The 7,187-nt window shown below is 64.8% G+C and carries 5 protein-coding genes; 4 read left to right on the top strand and 1 reads right to left on the bottom strand.

Annotated elements, in window-relative coordinates:
- Positions 1 to 215: 215 nt before the first annotated feature.
- The 4 genes from JQ621_RS33580 to JQ621_RS33565 all read left to right on the top strand — a co-directional run bounded on the left by JQ621_RS33580 (position 216) and on the right by JQ621_RS33565 (position 6,281).
- Positions 216 to 1,640 (top strand): methyl-accepting chemotaxis protein, encoded by a 1,425-nt coding sequence (locus JQ621_RS33580; protein WP_212241344.1) that lies wholly within the window; start codon positions 216 to 218, stop codon positions 1,638 to 1,640.
- A gap of 662 nt (positions 1,641 to 2,302) precedes the next feature.
- Positions 2,303 to 2,767 (top strand): (2Fe-2S)-binding protein, encoded by a 465-nt coding sequence (locus JQ621_RS33575; protein ID WP_212241343.1) that lies wholly within the window; start codon positions 2,303 to 2,305, stop codon positions 2,765 to 2,767.
- An 8-nt stretch (positions 2,768 to 2,775) separates the two neighbouring features.
- The gene (locus JQ621_RS33570; protein ID WP_212241342.1) at positions 2,776 to 4,941 is read left to right on the top strand and encodes a xanthine dehydrogenase family protein molybdopterin-binding subunit; all 2,166 of its coding nucleotides are present in this window, start codon (positions 2,776 to 2,778) and stop codon (positions 4,939 to 4,941) included.
- Positions 4,938 to 6,281, top strand: coding sequence for a c-type cytochrome (locus JQ621_RS33565; RefSeq protein ID WP_212241341.1), 1,344 nt, complete (start codon positions 4,938 to 4,940; stop codon positions 6,279 to 6,281). Before JQ621_RS33570 ends, JQ621_RS33565 begins: the two co-directional genes overlap by 4 nt.
- A gap of 227 nt (positions 6,282 to 6,508) precedes the next feature.
- Here JQ621_RS33565 and JQ621_RS33560 read toward each other — a convergent pair whose 3' ends face one another.
- Positions 6,509 to 7,183: a hypothetical protein gene (locus JQ621_RS33560; protein WP_212241340.1), complete on the bottom strand. Its 675-nt coding sequence runs from the start codon at positions 7,181 to 7,183 to the stop codon at positions 6,509 to 6,511.
- Positions 7,184 to 7,187: the final 4 nt, after the last annotated feature.

Below are 7,187 nucleotides of genomic sequence, written 5' to 3'. Positions count from 1 at the left end.
TTCCGCATCGCTGAGCCAGTAGACCTGCTTTGCCATTCAAGCCTCCCTTCCGTTGAGAAGCTTGAATCACAATCTAATTTCAGATGGAATCCCTATTGAGTACAGACCCTAGTGCACGCTCAGGCAAGACGCCCGGCGCGAATCACGCTCTAGAGTCCGGAATGGGAATGCCGTGCTGGGCCGATCAACGGCCCTGACCAGAGGATTCGCGAACCATGTCCGTTGCGCAAGTTGCAGTGCTGGACACCGCCTCCAACCGGACGCTCGCCGAACGGCTGATCGACCAGCTGGCCGACCGCATCGGCGGTCTCGGCGTCGAGCTCGCCGACATCGCCGGCAACGTGCAGGAGGTCGCGAGCCGCGTCGCCAACCAGTCGGAGCGGTTCCATCACCTGCAGACGACGGCTGAGACCATGGTCTCGGCCAACCGCGACATCGCCAACGCCTCGCAGGCGGTGCAGTCGACCGCATCGGCAGCCGTCGGCGAGATCGCGCAGTCGCGCGGTGCGGTCGACACCGCGGTCAGCCATATCTCCGCGCTCGTCGCGGCGGTGGAGCGGATCGAGGCGCGCCTCTCCGCCGTCGGCTCGGCGCTGGCGCAGGTCGCAAAGGTCTCCGGCTCGATCGAGGCGATCGCAAAGCAAACCAACCTGCTTGCGCTGAACGCGACGATTGAAGCCGCGCGCGCCGGCAATGCCGGACGCGGCTTTGCCGTGGTCGCAAGCGAGGTCAAGAATCTCGCGGAGGCCACCCGGCAGGCCACGCAGGAGATCTCCGACACCGTGCGCGATCTCGACGGCCAGATCGAAGGCCTGATCGGCGAGAGCGGCGATGCCTCGCAGCGCGCCAAGACCGCCGGCGAAGGCGCGCAAGCGATCTCCGGCATCATCTCGCGCGTCCAGCAGGGCTTCGCCTCGGTGGAAGCCGAGATCGACAGCGTCACGCGCGCGGCGACCTCCAATCTCGGCCATTGCGACACCGTCATCGCCGAGCTCAACGAGCTCGCCAAGGGCGTCGACCTCTCCTCGCGCGATCTCAAGAGCGCCGACCAGCGCGTGACGAAACTGCTCGACACCTCCGAAGGCCTGATCGCGCTGATCGCCGACAGCGGCGTCGAGACATCGGATGCGCCGCTGATACGGACGGTCGTCGAAACCGCCAAGCGGATCTCGGCCGAGTTCGAGGCCGCGATCGGCCGCGGCGAGATCACGCTCGACCAGCTCATGGACGAGAACTACCGCGAGATATCGGGCACCGATCCGAAGCAGTACACCACCGCCTATGTCGAATTCACCGACCGCGTGCTGCCCGCGATCCAGGATCCGATCCAGACATCGGATCCGCGCATCGTGTTCTGCGTCGCCTGGGCCAAGGGCGGGTACCTTCCGACGCACAATCCGAACTACCGGCTGCCGCAGGGCAAGGACCCGGTCTGGAACAACGCCAATTGCCGCAACCGCCGCCTGTTCACCGATCGCGCGGTGAAGAAGGTCGCGGCCAACACGAAACCGTTCCTGCTGCAAACCTATCGCCGCGACATGGGCGGCGGGCAGTTCGTGCTGATGAAGGACCTCTCGTCGCCGATCATGGTCCGCGGCAAGCACTGGGGCGCGTTCCGGATGGGTTTTCGGCAAAGCTGAGTCAGAAAAACAACCCCATGCACAGTAGCCGGGGCGAAGAAAATCAACGACTTAGCACCTCATCACGCTCGAGGCGCCTGATGACCCCTTGACCCGTCGGGCAAAACAGGCGCATAATGCGATTATTCCGAAATCGCATCTTGCCCTCCGGCGAGATGAGCCATCGCCGTTGAAATCCCGGCGGCGGCCGGAGCAAGCGCCTCGTCCTTCGAGACGACCGCTTTCAGCGGTCTCCTCAGGATGAGGCTGAGTGGCAGGCGTGCCCGTCGGAATTGCTGCCACACATTCCGTCCTCATCCTGAGGGCCCGCCGAAGGCGGGCGTCTCGAAGGATGGGTCGCAAGCAAGGACGTGCCGCCGATTTCCCAATCGCACGACTTTCGTCATCGCGTGATTTTGCGCGTTCGCACGATCGTCTGCGGCGATCATCGGCGCGCATGACGAAAATGTGCCAAAACATGACGCTTATCATATCAATTAGCCTGGAATCGCCGCAATGATCGCCGCACGAATTCGTGAACGTCATGGCCTGACGCGCTGGCCGCGCAGATATGCATTGCTGCGAATTTGGAAGCTTCATCGTTTCGCATCGGTATGATTATGGTCGCGCGCGAGTTCGCCGGCTGGATCGCCGCAAGCGATCGGGCGAAGAAGGGAATGCATATGGCAACAACTCTCACCATCAACGGCGAAACGAAGTCCTTCGACGCGCCACCGGACATGCCGCTGCTGTGGGTGCTGCGCGATATCTTAGGTATGACCGGCACGAAATTCGGCTGCGGCATCGCGCAGTGCGGCGCCTGCACCGTGCATGTCGACGGCAAGGCGGTGCGCTCCTGCGTGCTGCCGGTCAGCGCGGTCGAAAGCCGCGCCATCACCACGATCGAGCATGTCGGCAGCACGCCGTCGGGCGCGAAGGTGCAGAAGGCCTGGCTCGATGCCGAAGTGATCCAGTGCGGCTATTGCCAGTCCGGCCAGATCATGTCCGCCGCGGCCCTTCTGGCGGCAACACCCAATCCTGACGACGCCGACATCGATGCGGCGATGGCCGGCAACATCTGCCGCTGCGGCACCTATGTGCGCATCCGCGAGGCCATCAAGCTCGCCGCCTCCGGCCGTCAGTCGTGAGATCAGCCATGAATGCACATAACAGCGTCTCTCGCCGCGCGCTTCTGACCGGCGGCCTCACCACCGGCGTCCTGCTCGCCTTCCATCTGCCGCTGCGCGCCGCCGTCAACGAGCCGGCGCAGAAGGACGCGACCGACGGCAAGTTCGCGCCCAACGCCTTCATCCGCATCGACGAGACCGGCCGCACCGTGCTGATGATGCCGCAGGTCGAGATGGGCCAGGGCGTCTACACCTCGATTGCGATGATCCTGGCCGAGGAGCTCGACGCCGATTGGAGCAAGGTCGAGGTGCAGCACGCGCCGCCGAGCGACAAGCTCTACGCCAACCCGGTGTTCGGCTTGCAGGCCACGGGCGGCTCGACCTCGATCCGCGCCTGGTGGAAGCCGCTGCGTGCGGCAGGCGCCACGGCGCGCGCGATGCTGATACAGGCTGCCGCCGCGCAATGGCAGGTCGAACCCGCGAGCTGCACGGCAGCGAAGGGCGAGGTCGCCCATGCCGCGAGCGGCCGCAAGCTCGGCTATGGCGAACTGGCGCTTGCAGCCCAGAGCCAGACGCCGCCGAAAGACGTTGCGGTCAAGGACCCCAAGGATTTCGTCCTGATCGGCCAGCCGCTGAAGCGGCTCGACACACCTGACAAGGTGAACGGCAAGGCGCTCTACGGCATCGATGCGATCCTGCCCGACATGAAGATCGCCGCGATCACCAATTGTCCCGTGTTCGGCGGCAAGGTCGGCAAGGTCGACGACAGCGCGGCGATGAAAATCGCCGGCGTGCGCAAGGTCGTGGTGCTCGACGATTCCGTCGCCGTGATCGGCGATCACATGTGGGCGGCAAAGCAGGGTCTCGACGCGCTCAAGATCGAGTGGGACGAAGGGGCGAACGCAAAAATCTCCACCAAGGACATCTGGGAGGACCTGCGCAAGGCCAGCGAGAAGGATGGAGCGGTCGCGAAATCCACCGGCGACATCGCCAAGGGGCTGGCGAGCGGCGACAAGTTCGAGGCGAGCTTCGAATTGCCCTTCCTGGCGCATGCCTCGATGGAGCCGATCAATGCCACCGTCCACGTCAGGCCCGACGCCTGCGAGATCTGGACCGGCACGCAGATCATGACGCGGGTGCAGTCGGAGGCGGCGAAGGCCGCCGGCGTTCCCGTCGACAAGGTGATCGTGAACCAGCATCTGCTCGGCGGCGGCTTTGGTCGCAAGCTCGAGCCCGATATGGTGATCGCGGCGGTGAAAATCGCAAAACAGGTCGACTATCCCGTCAAGGTGATCTGGACCCGCGAGGAGGACATCCAGCACGACGTCTACCGCCCTGTTTATCGCGACCAGGTCGCCGCGACATTGGTCGATGGCAAGGTGTCGGCCTGGAAATACAAGATCGCCGGCTCCGCGGTGATCGCACGCTGGCTGCCGCCGGCCTTCCAGAAGGGCATCGATATCGACGCGGTGGATGCTGCGGTCGATGCCCCCTACGACTTCCCCAACTTTCAGGTCGAATACGTCCGCGCCGAGCCGCCGGCAGTGCCGACCGGCTTCTGGCGCGGCGTCGGCCCGAACAACAACGTGTTCGCGTTTGAATGCGCGATGGACGAGCTGGCGCGCAAGGCCGGCAAGGACCCGGTCGAATTCCGCCGCGCTCATCTGACCAAGAACCCGCGCGCGCTGGCCGTGCTGAACTTGGTCGCGGAAAAATCCGGATGGGGCCAGCCACTGCCGCCGCGGGTCGGCCGCGGCGTCTGCGTGCAACCGTCGTTTGCGAGCTATCTGGCGACCGTGGTGGAGGCGGAGATCGACGACATCGGCGAGATCGTGCTTCGCCGCGTCACCTCGGTGGTCGACACCGGCATTGCGGTCAACCCCGACACGGTGAAGGCGCAGATCGAGGGCGGCCTGATCTTCGGCCTCACCGCCGCGCTGTATGGCGAGATCACCATCGAGAAAGGCCGCGTGCAGCAATCGAACTTCCACGACTACCGCGTGATGCGCATCAACGAGACGCCGAAGGTCGAGGTCACCGTGGTCAAGAGCGGCGAAGCGCCCGGCGGCATCGGCGAGGCCGGCGTCAACGCCGGACCTCCGGCGCTGCGCAACGCGATTTACGCCGCGACCGGCGTGGCGCTGCGGCGCTTACCTATCGATCGGAAACTGCTGGCTGTGGGGAAGAAGGCATGAGCCGGACGATGCGTATCCTTGCGAGCCTCGTCGTGATCGCGATCATCGCGATCGGGATCGGCGTCTTCATCATCCGCGGGCCCGGTCCGCTGGATTTCGCAGGCGGCACCAAGGTGGCGCTGGCGGATTACCGCGCCGGCAAGCCGACCGGCGTGCCCGCCAGGCTCGAGAAGGCTGGCCTCGTCGAGCGCGGCGAATATCTCGCCAAGGCGGCCGACTGCATGGTCTGCCACACCAAGCCCGGCGAGAAGGACTATGCCGGCGGGCTCGCCTTCAAGCTGCCGTTCGGCACGCTCTATTCCACCAACATCACGCCGGACAAGGACACCGGCATCGGCAATTACAGCGACCAGGATTTTCTCAACGCGGTCCAGCGCGGCAAGCGCCACGACGGCGCCCGGCTCTATCCGGCGATGCCGTACACCTCCTACACCTATATGAGCGACGAGGACGTGCTGGCGGTGAAGGCCTATCTCTTCAGCCTGCCGGCGGTGCGCGCCAAGGCGCCTGACAACACGCTGTCGTTCCCGTTCAACCAGCGCTGGGCGATGATGTTCTGGTCGGCCGTGTTCAACCCGGACACGCGCTTTGCGCCCGATAGCTCGAAGAGCCCGGAATGGAACAGAGGCGCGTATCTCGCCGAAGCGCTGGCGCATTGCGGCGAGTGCCACACGCCGCGCAATCTCGGCTTCGCGCTGGATAACCGCAAGAAGTTCGCCGGCGCCATCACGGCCGGCTGGCACGCCTTCAACATCTCCTCCGACAAGGCGACGGGTCTCGGCAATTGGAGCGATGCGGATCTGATCTCCTATCTGTCGCTCGGTCACGCACCGGGCCACGGCTCGGCCTCGGGTCCGATGGGCGAAGCCGTCGACCACAGCTTTAGCCAGTTTGCGCCGGAGGACATCAAGAGCATCGTTGCGTATCTGCGCAGCGTGCCACCGGTCGCCTCGTCCGACCTGCCGGCCACCACGGCGCCTGTCGCACCTGCGTCCCACAAGGACGGCGTGACAGCGGACGCACGCGGCAAAAAAGTGTTCGCCAGCGCCTGCGCCAGTTGCCATGGCTGGAGCGGCGAAAGCCCGGTCTCGCCGATGGCGACACTCACCGGCACCTGGGCCGTCAACGACCCCGCCGCGACCAACGTCGCGCAGATCGTGATCTCGGGCACCAGGCGGCACACGCCCGATGGTGCGCTGTCGATGCCGGCGTTCGGCAATGCCTACAGTGACGACGAGATCGCGGCGGTCGCGAACTATGTCACGGCGCGGTTCGGGACCAAGGGCTCGAAGCTGACGGCGAAGGATGTGGCGGAGCTGCGGGAGCAGACGGCGGAGTAGGTTTCCGACGTTACTTGCGGCGAGATTGATGCGCACTCGCGCGCGTCAATCTCCGCTGTCGTCCCGGACCAGCGAAGCGCCGATCCGGGACCCATACGCCGCAGCAATAGTTTTGCGAAGACGAGTAATGACCATCTCGCGCGACAACTACTGCTGCGGCGTATGGGTCCCGGCCTTCGCCGGGACGACACTCAAGGGTGCAGCGCCGCTAACTCAACCAGCTTTGGCTAGAGAGCGGCCCTCTCCACAAACAGCGACATCGCCCGATCGAACGTCGGAGGCTTGAAGCCCTTGTACTCCCGCATGATCATCGCCCTGACGGCTGCGAGGTCCGGCTTGCTGTCAGGCAAAGGCTCGGGATTTTTGTCTGACCGAATGAAATCCGGCGCCGTAACAGGCAATTTGTACAGGTTGAAATCGCTTCGGCGCGTCGCGAAATCGGCTTGCAGATAGCCATCCGCCATCATCGCACTGGCCGGAGCCAGGTAGAATCCATCTTCGCGATAGGGACCGAGAACCGAAAAGGTCCTGGAGCCTTTGGCAACACCGACAAGTTCATGACTGAGGCGCACCAGCTCGACATCCTTGCCGCCGGCCCTGATGTGCACCCGTCGCAGGGGCAGCTCTGCGGCGTCCTGCGTTACGACGCTGACGAGCACGAGCACATGCTTTGCGGTCGCGGCATACTCCTCGGGGGACATCGGCCAGGCGAAATCGGTCGCCGAGCCTCGCGCCGCGCTTGGTACTATCCGCGCCGTCTCCTTGGCGGACTTCTCCAACCGCTCCGCGATATCGGCAGGAGACACGGCCCCTCGCGTCGCCGGCCGCGGCTTGCTCATGATCTGCGCCAGCGCACCATTGGCGAGCAGCAGCAACAGCAGGACGACGGCAATCCTTCGCACCACG

The organism is Bradyrhizobium manausense (assembly GCF_018129685.1).
Lineage (GTDB): Bacteria > Pseudomonadota > Alphaproteobacteria > Rhizobiales > Xanthobacteraceae > Bradyrhizobium > Bradyrhizobium manausense_D.
The sequence above is the reverse complement of the archived record's forward strand: the minus strand, read 5'-3'. Positions and strand labels throughout refer to the sequence as shown.

Excerpts from the sequence above, each read along its gene's own strand:
- JQ621_RS33580 (WP_212241344.1), top strand. The coding sequence starts at position 216 with ATGTCCGTTGCGCAAGTTGCAGTGCTGGACACCGCCTCCAACCGGACG.
- JQ621_RS33575 (WP_212241343.1), top strand. The coding sequence starts at position 2,303 with ATGGCAACAACTCTCACCATCAACGGCGAAACGAAGTCCTTCGACGCG.
- JQ621_RS33570 (WP_212241342.1), top strand. The coding sequence starts at position 2,776 with ATGAATGCACATAACAGCGTCTCTCGCCGCGCGCTTCTGACCGGCGGC.
- JQ621_RS33565 (WP_212241341.1), top strand. The coding sequence starts at position 4,938 with ATGAGCCGGACGATGCGTATCCTTGCGAGCCTCGTCGTGATCGCGATC.